This window comes from Micromonospora sp. MH33 (genome assembly GCF_003013775.1).
Classification (GTDB): Bacteria; Actinomycetota; Actinomycetes; order Mycobacteriales; family Micromonosporaceae; genus Micromonospora; species Micromonospora fulviviridis.
Genome location: NZ_MUYZ01000011.1, coordinates 39,531 through 56,773, shown reverse-complemented (window position 1 = coordinate 56,773; position 17,243 = coordinate 39,531). Strand labels below are relative to the sequence as shown.

Sequence of the window (17,243 nt, the reverse complement as noted above, 5' to 3'; positions counted from 1 at the left end):
GCGGCCCCACCAGCAGCACCAGGCCGAGCAGGACCAGCGCGGTGGCGGCCAGCGCCGGGTCGAAGCCGGCGTCCAGCCGGCGGGCGTAGCCGACCAGGATGCCGGCGGCGGCCAGCACCGACTCGGCGAGGCCGTCGGCGGTCGGCCGGACCCGGCGCTCCCAGGCGGTGGCGGCGAGCGCGGCGACCGCGACCGCCAGCCCCCAGCCGGTCGCCCCGGTGAGCGCCACGACGAGGAAGGCCAGCACCGCCAGCCCGGTGGTCAGCACCCGGGCGAGCAGCTTCCGGACCAGGTCACCACGCATCTGGCTCGTCCCGTCCGCCGGTCAGGCGCCGACGCCGGTGGGCAGCTCCGACGGGTGCGCGCCCGGCTGGGCGGGCACCGCGGCCACCGGCTCGCCGGGCGCGCGGCGGACGTCGATCACCTGACCGGTCAGCTCGGAGATCAGCACGTCCAGGGAGGCCTGGGCGACCGCCTCGGCGGAGAGCAGGGTGTGCTCCGGCTCCTCGCCGAACGCCTTGGTGCGCATCGGGGTGGCGGTGCGCTCCGGGTTGACGCAGTTGACCCGTACGCCGAACTCGGCCCACTCGTCGGCGAGCGCCTGGGTCAGGTTGACCAGCGCGGCCTTGGTGGCCGAGTAGAGCGCGTAGCGCGCCCGGCCCCGGGTGTAGGAGCTGGAGGTGTAGAGCAGCAGCTGGCCCTTGGTCTGCTGGAGGTACGGCAGCGACTGCCGGGCGATGGTGACCGGGCCCACGAAGTTGACGTGCAGGAGGCGCTCCATCGTCTCCTCGTCCATCTCCGCCAGGGCGCCCTTCTCCAGGATCCCGGCGGTGACCACCACGTGGTCGATCCGGCCGGTCGCCTCGAAGGCGGTCTTCAGCGCGGCGGCCACGTCCTCGGCCCGCTCGACGTGGGTGCCGGTGGTGGAGCGGCTGAACGGGAAGACCTGGGCGCCGTAGCGGCGGGCCAGCTCGGTGAGGTCGTGGCCGATGCCGTAGCTGCCGCCGAAGACCACGATGGTCCGGCCGGTCAGCTCCTCGGAGTAGCTGCGGTGGTCGGTGAGCTTGGGCACCTGGGCGGCCGCGAGCTGGAAGAGCTTGTCCGCCAGGTGCACGTCGACCGGGTGGGTGACCTTGATGTTCTCGTCCGAGCCGTCGATCACCTTGATCGGCGTGCCGGGCAGGTAGCGCAGCACCACGCCGCAGTCGTCGGTGGCGGCGAAGTCCGGGTCGCCCTCGGCCCGCCGGTACGCCTCGCGGATGGTGCCGGACCGGAACGCCTGCGGGGTCTGGCCGCGGCGCAGCGTGGCGCGGACCGGGATGCCGGTGATGCAGTCGTCCTGGTCGACCTGGATGATCGTGTCGGCGGACGGGATGGCCACGTCCACCGCGGAGTAGGTCCAGAGCGCGTTCACGCACTCGCGCACGATCCGGGCGCTGACCAGCGGGCGCACCGCGTCGTGGAAGAGGATGTTGACGTCGCCCTCGCCGACCGCGTCCAGCGCGATCCGGGTGGTGTCGTTGCGGGTGTCCCCGCCCTCGATCACCTTGCTGACCTTGCGGAAGCCGGCGTTGGCGACGATCCGCTCGGCGTCGGGCACGTGACCGGCGGCCATCAGCACGATGATCTCGTCGATCTCCGGCGCGGCCTCGAACACCGCCAGGGTGTGCTCGATGATCGGCTTGCCGGCGATCTTCAGCAGCTGCTTCGGGATGCCCAGCCCGAGACGCGTCCCGGTCCCCCCGGCGAGGATCACGGCCACCGTCCGCGAGGGGCGCCAGGGCGCCGGGCTCGCCGGCGCGGGGGTGCGGTCCTGCGTCATTGCCGTTCCTCACTTCTGCGGGTGGATGGGGTTTTGCGACTGGATGACCGGGTGGTGAACTTTCGCCGGCAACCAGGAAACCTTAACGCGTACGACGGAGCGCACCGACCCGGGCGAGCCCGGGACCGGTGCGCCCCGGACGGCTACTTCTGGTTCTCGTAGGCGTCGCAGACCTCGTCGGTGGGGCCGTCCATCCTCAGCACGCCGCTCTCCAGCCAGATGGTCCGCTCGCAGGTGTCCCGGATCGAGCTGATCGAGTGGCTGACCAGGAAGACCGTGCCGGCGCTGTCGCGCAGCTCGCGGACCCGCTGCTCGCTGCGGGCCCGGAACTTGCGGTCACCGGTGGCCAGCGCCTCGTCGATGAGCAGCACGTCGTGCTTCTTCGCGGAGGAGATGGCGAAGCGCAGCCGGGCGCCCATGCCGGAGGAGTAGGTGCGCATCGGCAGCGAGGCGAAGTCGCCGCGCTCGTTGATCCCGGAGAACTCGATGATCTCCGGCGCCAGCCGCTTGACCTCGTCCGGCGGCATGCCCATGGCCAGGCACCCGAGCACCACGTTGCGCTCGCCGGAGAGGTCGTTGAGCAGGGCCGCGTTCACGCCGAGCAGGGACGGCTGGCCCTGCGTGTAGACCGCGCCCCGGGCCGGCGGGAGCAGGCCGGCGATGGCCCGCAGCAGGGTCGACTTGCCGGAGCCGTTGCTGCCGATCAGGCCGATGGCCTCACCCTCGTACGCGGTGAAGCTCACGCCCTTGACCGCGTGCACCTCGCGGATGTTCGGCGCGTTGGTCCGGGACACGATGCGCTTGAGGGCGGAGACCGGGCTGGTGCCGCCGGTGGCGCCCTTGTGGATCTTGTAGATCACGTGCACGTCGTCCACCACGACGGTCGGGACCCGTCCCGCGTCCACCACGGCGGCGTTGCCCGCCGACTGGGTCTGGTCAGCCACGGCCGTACTCCTTCTCTCCGCGCCAGAAGTAGACGAACCCGCCGATGCCCATGACGACCGCCCAGAACAGGCCGAGCGCCCAGAGCCGCAGGGGGGAGCTCACCAGGTTCGCCTGGTGCGAATCGAGCAGCGAGTACCGGGCCAGTTCGATGAAGACCAGCGGCGGGTTCCATTCCAGGACGGCCGCCGCCCAGTGCGGCAGGTGCTGCCGGAACAGGGAGACCGGGTAGAGCACGCCGGAGGCGTACAGCCAGGTCCGCATCACGAACGGCATGACCTGCTTGAGGTCGGTGACCTTGGAGCCGAGCCGGGCCATCACCATGGTCAGCCCGACGTTGAAGACGGTCTGCAGGAGCAGCATGGGGGCGATCAGCAGCCAGCGGAAGGTGATCGGCTCGCCGGTCAGCACCACGATGGCGGCCAGCACGATCATCGACATGAGCAGCTGCTGGAGCTGCACCAGGGTGACGGTGATCGGCAGCGCGGCCCGGGGGAACTGGAGGGCCCGGATCAGCCCCAGGTTGCCGGTGATCGCGCTCGTGCCGTTCTGCACCGCGGTCTGGGTGAACATGAAGATGAACACGCCGGTGCACAGGTAGGCGATGAAGTTCGACACGCTCCGGTGCTGGGACAGGATCACGCCGAAGATCAGGTAGTAGACCGCCGCGTTGGTGAGCGGTGTCAGCACCTGCCAGAGCTGCCCGAGCTGGGTGTTGCTGAACGACGAGGCGACCTTCGCCCGCGAGTACGCGGTCATGAAGTGTCGGTACGCCCAGAGCTTGCGGGCGTACTCGGCCAGAGGCGGGCGTTCCCCGGCGACCCGCAGCCCGTACCGCTGGGCGAGCTGGGCCCGGGTCAGCCCGGATTCGGGGTCGGCCACCGCGGTGTTGGCCATGGTCAGGCGCTCCGATCTTTCGTGCCGATGGGGAGCAGGAGATGTGTCGCGGCGTTGAAATCTAGCGTGGCCGGGCGGGGGAGGGTGCCTCGCTGCTGCGTGGAAGGTAGTCCAAAACACGTCGGGACGCAACCGTACCGTCGTTGCGCTACATTGTCCCACGTGACGACCGAGAAGAGGCGTGCCCCGGCCGGCGCGGCGGTGCTGCGCGGGGAGATCACCAGTGCCATCCGCGCCGCCGTGATGCAGGAGTTGGCCGAGGTCGGCTACGGCCGCCTCTCCATCGAGGCGGTGGCCCGCCGGGCCGGGGTCAGCAAGACCGCGATCTACCGCCGTTGGCGCTCGAAACTCGACCTGGTGCTTGACATGGTCTCCGCGGCGGCGGGACGCAACCTGCCGCTGCTGGACACCGGCAGCCTCCTCGGTGACCTGGAGATCCTGCTCCACGTGATGGCCCGCGCGCTGCGGCACCGGCTGGCCTCGCAGATCATCCCGGACCTGCTGGCCGAGGCGGCCCGCAACCCGCAGATCGCGGAGAAGCTCCAGGCCGCCCTGGACGACTACCAGCAGGCCGTCGGCCGGATCCTGATCGGCCGTGCGGTCGAGCGGGGGGAACTCTCCCCGGACACCGACCGGCGCGCCGCGGTGGACCTGATCGTCGGCCCGGTCTACTGGCGGATGGCCATCTCACGGGCGTCGCTGGACGTCGAGGAGGTGCCCCGCCTGGCCTCCGCGATCGTCGCGGCCCTCCGGGTAGCATGCTTGGGGCCTGTCCGCGACGAGGTGGAAGTGTGACTCCGGATCCCGGTCGCGGAGCGCCAGTCGATCATGAACATCAGGACACATCTGGTCGGACAATGGTTGCGACCGGGTCGTTTGCAGCAGCAACCGCTACCATCCCCCCGAAACCGTCCCCCAAGTGAGAACCGTGTCGACAGGAGGAAGCCCCATGGTCGGGCCGCACCCAGAGTTCATTCCCCCAGCACGACCGATCATCGGTGAGGCCGAGATCGAGGCGGCTGTCCGGGTGCTGCGGAGCGGCCGGGTCGTGCAGGGCCCCGAGGTCGCCGCGTTCGAGGAGGAGTTCGGCGACCTGGTCGCCGGCCGGCACTGCGTCGCCGTCAACTCCGGGACCTCCGCGCTCCAGCTCACCCTGATGGCGCTCGGCCTCGGCCCGGGTGACGAGGTCATCGTGCCCTCGTTCTCCTTCGCCGCCAGCGCCAACGCCGTCCGGCTGGTCGGCGCCGAGCCGGTCTTCGTGGACATCGAGCCGGGCAGCTTCTGCGTCGACCCGCAGGCGGTCGCCGCCGCGGTCACCCCGCGCACCGTCGCCATCATGCCGGTCCACCTCTACGGCCACCCGGCCGCCATGGACCAGATCATGGCGATCGCCGAGCGGCACGGCCTCGCCGTGGTGGAGGACGCCGCCCAGGCGCACGGGGCCACGCTGCACGGCACCCCGGTCGGCGCCTTCGGCACCGCCGGCTGCTTCAGCTTCTACCCCACTAAGAACATGCACGCCCTGGAGGGCGGCATGGTCACCACCGCCGACGCCGAGGTGGCCCGCACCCTGCGGCTGCTGCGCAACCAGGGCATGGAGCAGCGGTACGCCAACGAGATCGTCGGCGCCAACATGCGGATGACGGACGTGGCCGCCGCGATCGGCCGGGTACAGCTCACCCAGCTCGCGGAGTGGACCGAGCAGCGCCGGGCCAACGCCAAGTTCCTCGACTCGAAGATCACCGGGATGGTCACCCCGCCCGTGGCGGACGCCGCCAAGCACGTCTACCACCAGTACACCGTGCGGGTGGAGGGCAACCGCGACGCGGCCATGGCCCGCCTCACCGAGCTGGGCATCGGCAACGCGGTCTACTACCCGACCCCGATCCACCGGCTCAAGCCCTACCTGGACTCCGACGGCAAGCCGGGCCCGTGGGACCTGCCGGAGACCGAGCGGGCCGCCGCCGAGGTCGTCTCGCTGCCGGTGCACCCGTCGCTGAGCCCGGCCGACCTGGAGCGGATCGCCGAAGGTGCGAACCTCGCCGGGGGTGCCCGGTGAGCGCGAGGAGTGAGCCGGTTCTGCGAGCCCCGCAGTCGCGAACGGAAGGTGGCGCAGTGAGCCAGGGCCGCAAGCTGCGCGCCGGCCTGATCGGCCTGGGCGCGATGGGCCGCAACCACGCCCGGGTGCTGTCCAACCTGGACGGCGTCGAGCTGGTCGGCGTGGTCGACCCGGCCGGCGACGTGACCGGCACGCTCCGCGCCCCGGTCGTCCCCGAGCTGGCCGACCTGCTGGCCATGGGCATCGACTACGCGGTGGTCGCCTGCCCGACCGCGCTGCACGAGCGGATCGGCCTGGAGTTGGCCGCCAACGGCGTCTGCGCGCTGATCGAGAAGCCGCTGGCCCAGTCCGTCGAGGCCGCCACCACGCTGGTGGAGGCGTTCGAGGCCGCCGGCCTGGTGGCCGGTGTCGGGCACATCGAGCGCTACAACCCGGCGCTGCAGAGCCTGCGCACCCGGCTGGAGGCCGGCGAGCTGGGCGAGGTCTTCCAGGTCGTCACCCGGCGCCAGGGCCCGTTCCCGCACCGGATCGCCGACGTCGGCGTGGTGATGGACCTGGCCACCCACGACATCGACCTGACCGCCTGGGTGACCGGCCAGGAATACACCTCCGTGTCGGCCCGGACGATCTCCCGCAGCGGCCGGCTGCACGAGGACATGGTCGCCGTGGTCGGCCAGCTCGCCGACGGCACGATGGTCAACCACCTGGTCAACTGGCTGAGCCCGCTCAAGGAGCGGTCCACCGTGGTCACCGGTGACAAGGGCTGCTTCGTCGCCGACACGCTCACCGCCGACCTGACCTTCTACGCCAACGCCGCCATCGACACGGAATGGGAGGCGCTGCGCGCGTTCCGCGGCGTGGCCGAGGGCGACATGGTCCGGTACGCGATCCCGAAGCGCGAGCCGCTGCTGGTCGAGCACGAGCGTTTCCGCGACGCCGTGGAGGGCAAGCAGAGTGACATCGTCACGCTGCGGCAGGGCCTGCGTACCGTGCGGGTCGCCGCCGGTCTCCTCGAGTCCGCGTCCGACGGCAAGGTCGTCTCCGTGGCGGCCGCCGGGAGCGACGCGGAGCCGGCACTGCGATGAGCCCGGCGCCGGTTCGGCGGACGGTCTCCGCGGTGAAGCGGCGGCTCCCCCGGCGGTGGCGCATCGCGCTCCGCCGGGCCGCCGCCGGCGATCGGCCCTGGGAGACCCCTTCGGTACGTGAGCTCTGCGAGCTCCCCGCCACCACGCCGCTGCTCGTGCACGCGAGTGGCATCGCGGACGACCGGGCGCTCGGCGGCATCCTGGCCGCCCTGGCCCGGTTGCCGGAGTTCCACCTGGCCCTCGTCCGCACCGATGCGGACGGGGCGGCCGTGCGGGAGCTGATCCGCCGCGCCGGCAAGGCGCGCCGGCGGGTGCACGAGGTGCCCCGCACGCGTCGGCTGACACCGGCCTTCCTCGCCTCGGCGGACCTGGCCGTGCTCGGGTTCGCCCCGGCGGGGGACCCGGCCGCGTCGGTGCCCGCCGTGCTCGACGCCTACCGGGCCGCCGGACTGCGGATCGTGGCCGGCAACGCCCGGCCGGTACGCGAGTACCTGGCCCGGCACCGGACCGGCGAACTGTTCGTCCCCGGCTCGGTGCCGTCCTTCGTGAAGGCCGTCGAGCGGGCGTGGGACCGCACCGCGGAGGCGCCGGAGGCGGCGGAGCCGACCGTCGCGCCGGTCGAGGCCGGCACACCGGGTCCCTGGCGGGCCCTGGGCGCCGGGCCCGTGCGGCTCGGCCTGGGCACCGCCAACTACGCCGGTCAGCTCTCCGCGCTGGCCGCCGCGATCAGCGCCGCCCGCCCGGACGTCGGCGTGGAGCTGGTCGTGGCCAAGCCACCGGCGAACTACCGGTACCCGGCGGACCGCTACCTGCACTTCCCGGCTGAACACCAGCTCGATGTGCAGCTGGACCAGATCCGGCGGGTGCTCGGCGCGTACACCCACCTGATCGTCGACGCCTTCCGCCCGGTGCTCGGCCGCCTCAACGGCGACGACGTGGCGGCCGACCTTCCCGCCCTGCGCCGGGCCCGGATCAAGGTCGCGCTGCTGGCGCACGGCAGCGAGATCCGCCACCCGAGAGCGCACCTGGAACGGCACGCCGAGTCCGCGTTCCGGGACGCCCCGGAGGACCTGCGGGAGCGGCTCACCGTGGTGGCCGAGCGGAACCGGCGCACCGCCGAGGAGAGCGGCCTGCCGCTGTTCGTCACCACCCCCGACCTGCTGGACGACGTGCCCTTCGCCACCTGGGCCCCACTGGTGGTCGACGTCGACGGCTGGACGTGCGACCGTCCGGTGCTGGAGCGGGCCCGCCCGGTGGTGCTGCACGCCCCGTCCAACCGCTGGACCAAGGGCACCGACCGGCTGCTGCCGCAGTTGCAGGAGCTGCACGACCGGCGGATCATCGAGTTGCGGCTGGTGGAAGGATTGCCGTACAGCGAGATGCGCCGCCAGGTGCAGGACGCCGACATCGTCGTCGACCAGCTCGTGATCGGCAGCTACGGCACGTTTTCCTGTGAGGGGATGGCCGCCGGGAAGGTGGTGGTGGCCTACCTCAGCGAGGCCGCCCACCGCGCGGTCGGCGTCCAACCACCCATCGTGAACGCCACGCCCACCACCCTGGTGAAGGCGATCGAGTCGCTGCTCGACGACCGTGCCGCCGCGGCGGCGCTCGCCGCCGAGGGGCCCGGGTACGTCCGTGACCAGCACGACGGTCGGCGGACCGCCGAGGTCTTCGACGCTTTCCTCCGGTGACCCGCGCCGGTCGTCCCCGGACGACCGGCGGGGGGAGCCGGACCGACCGTGCCAGACCCGTCAACGAGGAGAAGCACCCGATGCCTGCTGTGCCGTCCACCGACGCCCGACCGACGCGGGGGAGGGTGGTGATGCTGGTCGACAACGGGGTCCACGGCGACTCCCGGGTGCAGAAGGCCGCCCGGTCGGCCGCCGAGGCCGGCTGGGAGGTGATCCTGGTCGGCATCCTGAAGAGCGCCACCGCGGAGGAGACCTGGCGGCTCGGTGACGCCGAGGTGCGGCTCATCCGGGTGCCCCGACGGCTCCCGCACCCGGTCACCTATCGTCGCGCCCTGCTGCGCCGCCCGCTGGCCTACAAGCCGGGGCCTGAGGCGAAGCGGAAGCTGAACAGGCTCAAGGCCCGGCGGGACGACCTCAACTTCCGGCTCTCCGAGATCAAGGTGGCGCGGCGCGGTGGTGGGGCGCGCTGGGCCGAGCTGACCGGCAAGGCCCGGCTGGCGTCGCCGTACTTCCTCAACAAGATCATGTTCCAGTGGGTCAAGTTCCGGTCGCAGGAGCTGAAGCGGCTGCAGGAGCGCCAGCAGGACCCGAACTCCCGGCTCGACCGGGCCGCCCTGCGGTTCTGGCAGGGCCTGCAGGGCGACCGCGCCTGGCGCCGGCTGGACCCGGAGCTGTGGGACTTTGAACTGGCCTTCGCCGCGGTCGTCGACGAGCTCGAGCCGGACCTCATCCACGCCCACGACTTCCGGATGCTCGGCGTCGGGGCGCGGGCCGCCATGCGGGCCCGGGCCGGCGGCCGCGACGTCAAGCTGATCTGGGACGCCCACGAGTTCGTCCCGGGCATCATCGGCCGGCCCGCCAACCTGCGCTGGCTGCCGGCCCAGATCGCGTACGTGCGTGAGCACGCGCCCTACGCCGACGCCGTCATCACCGTCTCCTCGGCGCTGGCCGACCTGCTCCGGGAGACCCACGACCTGCCCGAGCAGCCGGCCGTCGTGTTGAACGCCCCGCCCGCCGCGCTGACACCGGAGCAGTGGGCCGTGCCGGTGCCGGACATCCGGGCGCTCTGCGGCATCGACTCGACCACCCCGTTGCTGGTCTACTGCGGCGGCATCAACCCGTCGCGCGGGGTGGACATCATGATCCGGGGCCTGACGCGGATGCCCGACGCGCACGTCGCGCTGGTGTCGCTGCACCCGAACGGGAAGGTGCCGATCATGTACGAGCTGGAGGAGCTCGCCACCGAGCTGGGCGTGGCCGACCGGGTGCACCTGCTCCCGTACGTGCCGCACTGGCAGGTCTCCGCCTTCGTGGCCCCTGCCGACCTCGGCGTCATCCCGATCCACCACAAGCCGAACCACGAGATCGCGCTGATCACCAAGTTCTTCGAGTACGCCCACGGTCGGCTGCCCATGGTGGTGAGCGACGTCAAGACGATGGCCGAGGCGACCCGGGCCACCGGCCAGGGCGAGGTGTTCCGCGCCGAGGACCTGGACGACTACCTACGCGCGGTGCGGGCGGTGTTGGACGACCCGCAGCGGTACCGCGCCGCCTACGAGCGGCCGGGCGTGCTCGAGCAGTGGACCTGGGAGGCGCAGGCCCGGGTGATGGACGAGGTCTACACCCGCCTGCTCCCGGACCACCCGAAGGCGGTCCCGGCCGCGGACCCCGCCACCCCGTCCGTACCGGCGCAGCGGTCGGCCGTCCCGGTCCGCTGAATCGTGCTCACGACGAAGGGGCCCGGCCGATCGGCCGGGCCCCTTCCCGTTTTCCCTGCGTTCCGCCGCAGGTTCAGTCGTCCAGCAGCAGCCGGTCGTACCCGGACTGGGTGACGGTCCAGTCCCACGTCTTCAGGACGTGCTCGGACGCGGCCCGACCGGCCTCCGCCCACCGCTCCTCTGTGGCCGTGACGGCCAGGATCCGCTCGGCGGCCTCCTCGGGGGTGTCGACCACCCAGTCGGCGGGGAAGAGGCTTCGGGCGCCGTGCGGCTTTCCGGCGAAGAACGGCCAGTCCCGGACCACCGGCACCGCCCCGCTGGCCGCGCCCTCTACCAGGCCGCAGTGGAAGCTCTCCCGCACGGAGGCGCTGAGGATGATCCCCACCTCCTGGAGCCCGGCCGGGACGTCGTCGGTCTGCCCGTACCGCCGGACCGCGCCGAGCGGCTCCAACTCCGCCAGGTCCTGGCTGAACAGCTTGCCGTAGTCCTTGGCCGGCTTGCTGGTCCGGTTGTTGAAGTCGCTGCCGATGAGCGTGAGCCGGTAGCGCTCGTCCCGCTCGCGCAGCCTGCGCAGCACCTCGACCGCCCAGCGCGGGTCCTTCGCCACCGAGCTGAACCCGACCATGCCGAGGGTGAACCGGGCGTCCGCCGGCTTCGCGCGGGGGTACCGCTGGAGGTCCATCGCGTTGTCGATGACGTGGAGCCGGGGGCCGTGCGCCTCGGTGAGCTGGGGCAGCACCGCGGTGGACAGGTCTTTGAGGTGCTCGGAGACGAAGACGACGTCGTCGACCCGGGAGAAGTCCACCAGGTGCGGCCAGAAGTTGAAGGCCTCGAAGCTGTGCAGTCGGACGATGATCCGGACGGTACCCGGGTCGTGCAGCGTGAACAGTGCCGCGGTGGCCTGGCACCAGTCGACGAAGACGGTGTCGGCCCAGTCCAGGTGCGGCCGCAGCCACTCCTCGATCTTGGCGCCGTACGACGACTCGCCGGCCAGCAGGTGCTCCATGACGGTGCTGCCGCTCAGGGCGAGCGGGCGGGTCACCGGGTCGTCGTAGAGATCGAGGAACCGGACCTCCACGTTCGGCATCGCCCGGTAGCGCTCCAGGATTTCCTGGAGGAAGTTGTCGTTGATGAGCGTGGTGACCAGCAGGCGCAGCGGCCGGTCGGTGGGCGCTGGAGCGGCCGGGGCGAGCCGGCCGCGCTTCGCGGACAGCTTCCGGGCCGCGGTGCTCTCGCGGAACGGCGCCAGGAAGGCCCCCGGGTCCTCGCTCATGGGCGAGGAGAGCCGGTCGAAGTGCAGCACCCGGTTGGAGGCCAGGCTCCACGCCCTGGACACGGCCGCGGCGGCCTTCTTGCTGTCCCGGGGGAGCAGGTTGTCCGCCAGCGCCAGCTGGGCCCGGATCGCGTCGTGCAGGCCGGTCGGCACCCGGCCGAGCGCCAGCTCGGCCTGCGCCGCCTTGGTCAGCACGTCCGCGCGGGTGCCGGCGCTGCTGATGCGGCTGACCGCGGCGGAGGCGGCCCGGGCGGCGACGGCCGGCCGGCCGGCCTTCACCGCGCTGTCGTGCAGCCGGACGGCGAGCTTGCTGCGGAACCGGTCCGGCACGCGGGGAGCCGCCACCGCGCGGGTCCAGAACCAGGCCCCCGCCGGGTTGCTCATGACCGTCTGGCCGGTGGCCTTGTGCAAGGTGGTCCGGACGGTCTGCGCCGCCGCCCGGCGCGCGCCCCGGGCGCCGATGCCCGCCGCCGCGGAGACCTGACGCTCCAGCCGCCGGCTCACCGACTCGGTCCGCCGGGCGTCGAGCGCCCGCTGCGCCGGCACGAGCCCGTAGTAGGCGCCGGCCCGGGTGTTGCGCTGGGCCATCTCCCACACGGTGTGCACGGCGCGGGCGTCGAGGGCGACCAGCAGGTCCGCCTTCCGGAAGAGCTGCCGCAGCCACGGGTTGCGGCGGGCGTGCAACCACACCTTCCGGTTGGCCGGCGCCCGGCCGAGCGCCTTGCGGAGCCGGGCGTCCCGCTTCTCCCCGGGTACGGCGAAGGTGCGCACCTCCGCCAGCGCCGGGTCGACCGGCAGGTCCGCGCTGTTGAAGAAGCACGCCACGGTGACGCTGGCGCCCCGGGCACGGAAGCGCTCGAGCGCCTCGATCAGGACGGCCGGCTGCTTCGGCGCGGTGGCGGCCACGATGAGCACGGTGGTCACAGCTGGACATCCTCCGTCAAAGCGGCCGGGGCGGAGTCGCCGGCCGTGGTGGGCCGGACGAGTTCGGTGAGGTGTCGCACGGCGGGGCCGAGCACCGCCGGCCGGGCGAACCGGCGGGCGAGCTGGCGCGCCGTAGTCCGGTCGGCGTCGGTCGCCTTCAGGGCCATCCGGGCGGCCTCGCTGAAGGAGGTGGCGAGACGGTGCGGGTCCAGGCCGACGGCCCCGGTCCACAGCGGGTGCCCGGCCAGGATGTTCGTCGCGTCGTGGTCCACGTCGTGGGCGGAGAGCACAGGCAGGCCGGTTGCCATGAACTCGTACACCTTGCCGGAGGTGACGAAGCGGCCGCCGACCAGCATCAGGACGAGGGCGTCCCAGGAGCCGTAGGTGGCGGCCAGGTCGGCCTTCGGCACCGGGCCGCCGAAGCTGACCCCGTCGACGGCGGCCTCCTTGAGGAGGTCCATGTGACGGTTGGCCTCGCGGGCCGGACCGGCGCCGATGTGCCCCCGCACCTCGAACCGGGAGCTGGCCAGCACCGGGTCGTCCCGGCGGGCGATCCGCCACCCGTCGAGCACCGACTCGAGGAAGGCCGGCGTGAAGTTGACCGAGCCGAGGTAGCCGAAGGTCAGCCCGGCGGCCGGGTCCGGCGACCGGCCGGTGACGTCCGGCAGGCTGTCCTCGTCGTAGCCGTTGCGCACGACGTGCACCCGGTCGGCGAGGTGGGGGTACCGCTCGCGGTAGAAGCCGGCGATCGGGTCGTTGACGCACCAGACCGCGACGGCGTGCTCCAGCACCTTGGACTCCCAGCGGCCGGAGACCGAGTCCCGGGTGAAGGCCTCGCCGCCGCCGATGACGTCCAGCGACCAGCCGTCGCGGAAGTCCACCGCGTAGGGGACCTTGTGCTCCTCCCACAGCTTCCACGTGGCGGCCAGGTTCACGTACGGGGCGCAGGAGGCGAGCAGCAGGTCGGCGGGGTGCTCGCGGTGCACCCGCAGCACCGCCTGCTCCAGGTCGTGCCGCCACCCGCCGAAGACCGGCTCGGGGAAGAGCTTCTGCTCGCGCTGACGCAGCCGCTTGATCCACCCCGCGGGGTCGAGCGAGCGCTCCTCGGAGAAGGCCCGGATGTCGGTCTCCAGGTCCTCCCGGATCAGCGGGAGCTCGACCACCTTGACCCGCGGGTCGACCTTCTCGGAGAGGGTGTGGTCCAGGCCGTACTCCCGCTCCCAGGCCTCCTGGCAGATGGTGATGACGGTGATGTCCCAGCCCAGGGCGACGAACTGGTTCGCCGTCTCGCGCAGCCGGTAGGCGCTGCTCTTCGCCGCGGGCGGGAAGCCGATCGCCAGGTAGATGGCGTGCGGTCGCTTGTCGCCGCCGGACCGGGGGAGGGGGAGGACTCGGTTGCTCATCGCAGGTAGCCGATCGTGAAGAGGGGACGCGCGGTCATGCCAGGTGCCGGCGCAGCGTCTCGGCGACGCGGTGGGCCGCCCGGCCGTCGCCGTACGGGGTGCCGCGGGGCGCCTCCGGGGCGGGACGGGTCGCCGTCGTCGCCCACTGCGCGCCCAGCTCGCGCGGGTCCGGAACGAGGACGTTCCAGCCGTCCGCGAGGGTCTCCACCCACTCCGTCTCGGTCCGCAGCGTGGTGCACGGGCGGTCCAGCAGGTAGGCCTCCTTCTGGAGGCCGCCGGAGTCGGTGACCACGCCGACCGAGCCGAGCACCGCCGCCACCATGGCGGCGTACGGCAGCGGACGGCCGGCGTGCAGCGAGCCCCGGGACAGCTTCAGGCCGTGCTCCTCGACCCGGGCGACCAGCCGCGGGTGGGCCAGCAGCGCCACCGGCACGGGCAGGTCGGCCAGCGCGTCGAGCAGCGCGGCGAGCCGCTGCGGGTCGTCGGTGTTCTCCGCGCGGTGCAGGGTCGCCAACAGGTACGGGGCGTCCGGGTCGATGCCCTCGGGCAGCGCCGGCCGGGGCTGGTCACCGCGTGACACGTCGTCGCGGACCCGCAGGCAGACGTCCACCATGACGTCGCCGACCAGTTCCGAGCGCGACGCCAGGCCCTCCGCCGCCAGGTGCCGCACGGCCTCCTCGGTGGGGGCGAGCAGCAGGTCGGCGGCGTGGTCGGTGAGCACCCGGTTGTGCTCCTCCGGCATGCGCCGGTTGAACGACCGCAGCCCGGCCTCCAGGTGGGCCACCCGCAGGTGCTGCTTCACGGCCGACAGCGTGCCGGCCAGGGTCGAGTTGGTGTCGCCGTAGACCAGCACCCAGTCCGGTCGTTCGGCGGCGAGCACCGGGTCCAGCGCCGCCAGGGTGTTGCCCGTCTGCACGCCGTGGCTGCCAGAGCCGATGCCGAGGTGCACGTCCGGGTCCGGGATGCCGAGGCCGGAGAAGAACACGTCGGACAGGTCCGCGTCGTAGTGCTGGCCCGTGTGCACGATCACGTGCTCGCACCCGTCCTCGGCGAACGCCGCGGCGATGGGCGCCAGCTTCACCAACTGCGGGCGGGCGCCGACAATGCTGACGACCTTCACTACGTGACTCCTCGTGATCTGCGACGGGGACTACGGGTGGATCTGGCACCGGCGGCGGGGACCGGGGGCCGTGTTCAGCTCGGCGCGCCGGCTGCTAAAGCCCGGGTCGTGGGCGGGCGCCCTAGAAATAGTAGTGCCCCGGCCGGCGCCGGACGACGCACGCGGTGGCGGTCGGCGGGGAACGGTGCGCGGCGCCACCGGACGGTTCCGGTCATCGGCGCCCGACCGGTGCGGACGGCGACGAGCGGCGCGAGGGCGGGACACAGCGCACCACCCTAACCGAACGTGCGCGGCCGTCCGCCCCGTACCGGCTCCCGTGACGCCCGCCGGCCGGCCGGGGTGCCTCCGTCCGGCGTGGCGAGCCCGACCAGGGGGTTGACCTGCGTAAAATATGGCGATATGACGGCCTCGGGCCCTGACGGCCGGACACGCGTCTCCGCCGACGCCGGACCGGTGGCCGCCGCCACCGTCGAGGCGGCCCCCGGCCCGACCGAGCCACCGGTCGACGCAGCGCAGCGCCCGGCCCGGTCGCCGGCCGCCCCCGCACGCTGGCGCCGGCTGCGCCCGGACCTGCTGGTCGCCTCGGTCTACCTGGCCGGCGCACTGTGGGTGACCGCCCGTGGCTGGCTCGATCCGGGCGGCCGGCTGCTCGGCAGCCGGCCCGACGACCAGGGCTTCAACGAGTGGATGCTGGCCTACGCCGCGCACGCGGTCAGCCACCTGGAGAATCCGTTCTTCACCACGCTGCAGAACGCCCCGGCCGGCGTCAACCTGATGACCAACGTGGGGATGCAGCTTCCAGGCCTGGTCCTGTCGCCGTTCACCCTCCTGTTCGGCGCGCCCTTCTCGTACCTGCTCTTCATCACGCTCAACCTGGCCGGCACCGGGTACGCCTGGTACCACATGCTCTCCCGGCATCTGGTGTCGTCCCGGGCCGCGGCCTTCGTGGGCGGCCTGTTCTGCGCCTTCGCGCCGGCCCTCGTCTCGCACAGCAACGGGCATCCGCACATCACCGCCCAGTGGCTGGTGCCGTTCATCCTGTTACGGGTCGTCAGGCTGGCCCGCGACGCCCGCCCGGTCCGCGACGGGCTCGTGCTGGGGTGGCTCGTGGTGGCGCAGTTCTTCGTGAGCCTGGAGATCCTGTTCCTGACGGCGCTCGGCTGCCTGCTGATGATGCTCGGATACCTGGTCTTCCGGCCCCGCGAGGCACTGGGCCGAGCCCCGGCGCTGCTCGGCGGGCTCGCGATCACCGGTGTGCTGGTCGGAGCCGCCGCCGCGTACCCGCTGTGGATGCAGTTCGCCGGGCCGCAGCACCGGGTCGGGCACCCCGGCGACCCCGACGTCTACGCGCTGACCGTCGGCTCGTTCGTGCGCTACGCCACCGAGTCGGTGGCCGGTGGGCGGACCGGCGCGCTGCCGTGGGGCCCGAACACCACCGAGCAGTCGAGCTTCTACGGCTGGTCGGTGGTGGTGCTGGCGCTGGCCGCCTGCTGGTGGCTGCACCGCGAGATCGTCGTCCGGGTGCTGGGCGTGGTGATGGCGGTCTCCGCTGTCCTCTCGATCGGCACCACCTGGACCTGGGGCAGCCGGCGTACCGGCGTGCCGGCGCCGTTCGCGCTGGTGAGCGACCTGCCGATCTTCGACTCGGTGGTGGTCGCCCGGTTCGCGCTGATCACGACCGCGGCGCTCGGCGTCCTGTTCGCGGTCACGGGCGACCGCCTCGGCCGGATGCGGGTGACCGGCGAGGGCGAGGCCCGCCTGGTCCCCCGGCTGGCCGCGGTGGCGGCGCTCGCCGCGCTGCTGCCGATCCTGCCCACCCCGCTGGAGGTCCGCGGTCGGGTCCCCGTCCCGGACTTCGTCACCAGCGGCGCGTGGCAGGACCACGTGGCCCCCGGCCGCACCCTGGTGCCGGTGCCGGTCCGCGGGATGACCTCGCTCTACTGGAGTTCCGCCGCGGTGGCCGGTTTCGCCGTTCCGGAGGGCTACTTCCTCGGCCCGGTCTCCGCCACCGACGCCACCGGCCGCTGGGGCGTGGAGCCGCAGCCGACCGCGAAGCTGCTCACCGCCGTCTCGCGCGGGGAACGGGACACGACGGTCGGTCCGGCGGACATCGCCCAGGCACGGTCCGACGTCCGGTACTGGAAGGCCGACGCCGTGGCGCTGCCCGACCGGGTCGCCCGCGGGCACGACGACCTGAAGATCGTGCTGGACGCGTTGTACGGCCCGGGACAGCGGGTGGACGACGTCTGGCTCTGGGACGTCCGGCCGTTCACGCGGTGAGGGGCGTGTCGCCCGTCACCGGCTGGCGG

The 17,243-nt window shown here is 72.8% G+C and carries 12 protein-coding genes and 1 pseudogene; 6 read left to right on the top strand and 7 right to left on the bottom strand.

The window, feature by feature from the left end; genetic code table 11:
- The 4 genes and pseudogenes from B0E53_RS04050 to B0E53_RS04035 form a co-directional block, all read right to left on the bottom strand.
- Positions 1-304, bottom strand: a pseudogene (locus B0E53_RS04050) (CDP-glycerol glycerophosphotransferase); the annotation flags it as partial.
- A gap of 21 nt (positions 305-325) precedes the next feature.
- The gene (locus B0E53_RS04045; RefSeq protein ID WP_107074719.1) at positions 326-1,822 is read right to left on the bottom strand and encodes a bifunctional cytidylyltransferase/SDR family oxidoreductase; all 1,497 of its coding nucleotides are present in this window, start codon (positions 1,820-1,822) and stop codon (positions 326-328) included.
- Positions 1,823-1,965: 143 nt separating this feature from the next.
- Entirely contained in the window at positions 1,966-2,766 is an 801-nt protein-coding gene (locus B0E53_RS04040; RefSeq protein WP_107074718.1) for an ABC transporter ATP-binding protein, read from the bottom strand.
- Complete coding sequence (locus B0E53_RS04035; protein WP_107074717.1) at positions 2,759-3,661, bottom strand: ABC transporter permease; 903 nt, start codon at positions 3,659-3,661, stop codon at positions 2,759-2,761. The genes B0E53_RS04040 and B0E53_RS04035 overlap by 8 nt, the downstream gene beginning before the upstream one ends.
- Before the next feature lie 162 nt (positions 3,662-3,823).
- On the opposite strand from B0E53_RS04035, the gene B0E53_RS04030 reads away from it, so the two are divergent.
- From B0E53_RS04030 to B0E53_RS04010, 5 genes are all read left to right on the top strand, one after another.
- A complete protein-coding gene (locus tag B0E53_RS04030; RefSeq protein ID WP_107074716.1) occupies positions 3,824-4,456 on the top strand; it encodes a TetR/AcrR family transcriptional regulator in 633 nt (210 codons plus the stop codon).
- A gap of 154 nt (positions 4,457-4,610) precedes the next feature.
- Positions 4,611-5,720, top strand: a complete 1,110-nt coding sequence (locus B0E53_RS04025; RefSeq protein WP_107074715.1) for a DegT/DnrJ/EryC1/StrS family aminotransferase — start codon at positions 4,611-4,613, stop codon at positions 5,718-5,720.
- A 56-nt stretch (positions 5,721-5,776) separates the two neighbouring features.
- On the top strand, positions 5,777-6,805 hold the full coding sequence (locus B0E53_RS04020; RefSeq protein ID WP_107074714.1) for a Gfo/Idh/MocA family oxidoreductase: 1,029 nt from the start codon (positions 5,777-5,779) through the stop codon (positions 6,803-6,805).
- A gap of 32 nt (positions 6,806-6,837) precedes the next feature.
- Positions 6,838-8,496, top strand: coding sequence for a glycosyl transferase family 1 (locus B0E53_RS04015; RefSeq protein ID WP_246835216.1), 1,659 nt, complete (start codon positions 6,838-6,840; stop codon positions 8,494-8,496).
- An 80-nt stretch (positions 8,497-8,576) separates the two neighbouring features.
- Positions 8,577-10,214, top strand: coding sequence for a glycosyltransferase family 4 protein (locus tag B0E53_RS04010; RefSeq protein ID WP_246835215.1), 1,638 nt, complete (start codon positions 8,577-8,579; stop codon positions 10,212-10,214).
- A 73-nt stretch (positions 10,215-10,287) separates the two neighbouring features.
- Here B0E53_RS04010 and B0E53_RS04005 read toward each other — a convergent pair whose 3' ends face one another.
- Genes B0E53_RS04005 through wecB form a run of 3 tightly spaced genes read right to left on the bottom strand, consistent with a single transcriptional unit; the run spans position 10,288 to position 14,934 of the window.
- On the bottom strand, positions 10,288-12,411 hold the full coding sequence (locus B0E53_RS04005) for a glycosyltransferase (protein WP_210405912.1): 2,124 nt from the start codon (positions 12,409-12,411) through the stop codon (positions 10,288-10,290).
- Complete coding sequence (locus B0E53_RS04000; RefSeq protein WP_107074712.1) at positions 12,408-13,814, bottom strand: glycosyl transferase; 1,407 nt, start codon at positions 13,812-13,814, stop codon at positions 12,408-12,410. Before B0E53_RS04000 ends, B0E53_RS04005 begins: the two co-directional genes overlap by 4 nt.
- Before the next feature lie 34 nt (positions 13,815-13,848).
- Entirely contained in the window at positions 13,849-14,934 is a 1,086-nt protein-coding gene (wecB, locus tag B0E53_RS03995; protein WP_107074711.1) for a UDP-N-acetylglucosamine 2-epimerase (non-hydrolyzing), read from the bottom strand.
- A 399-nt stretch (positions 14,935-15,333) separates the two neighbouring features.
- Between wecB and B0E53_RS03990 the strand changes: the two genes are divergently transcribed.
- A complete protein-coding gene (locus B0E53_RS03990) occupies positions 15,334-17,214 on the top strand; it encodes a hypothetical protein (RefSeq protein ID WP_107074710.1) in 1,881 nt (626 codons plus the stop codon).
- The last annotated feature ends 29 nt before the right edge of the window (positions 17,215-17,243 follow it).

Bases quoted from the DNA above. Each gene is read 5' to 3' on its own strand.
- B0E53_RS04045 (WP_107074719.1), bottom strand. From the start codon at position 1,822: ATGACGCAGGACCGCACCCCCGCGCCGGCGAGCCCGGCGCCCTGGCGC.
- B0E53_RS04035 (WP_107074717.1), bottom strand. From the start codon at position 3,661: ATGGCCAACACCGCGGTGGCCGACCCCGAATCCGGGCTGACCCGGGCC.
- B0E53_RS04000 (WP_107074712.1), bottom strand. From the start codon at position 13,814: ATGAGCAACCGAGTCCTCCCCCTCCCCCGGTCCGGCGGCGACAAGCGA.
- B0E53_RS03990 (WP_107074710.1), top strand. From the start codon at position 15,334: ATGACGGCCTCGGGCCCTGACGGCCGGACACGCGTCTCCGCCGACGCC.
- B0E53_RS04025 (WP_107074715.1), top strand. From the start codon at position 4,611: ATGGTCGGGCCGCACCCAGAGTTCATTCCCCCAGCACGACCGATCATC.
- B0E53_RS04010 (WP_246835215.1), top strand. From the start codon at position 8,577: ATGCCTGCTGTGCCGTCCACCGACGCCCGACCGACGCGGGGGAGGGTG.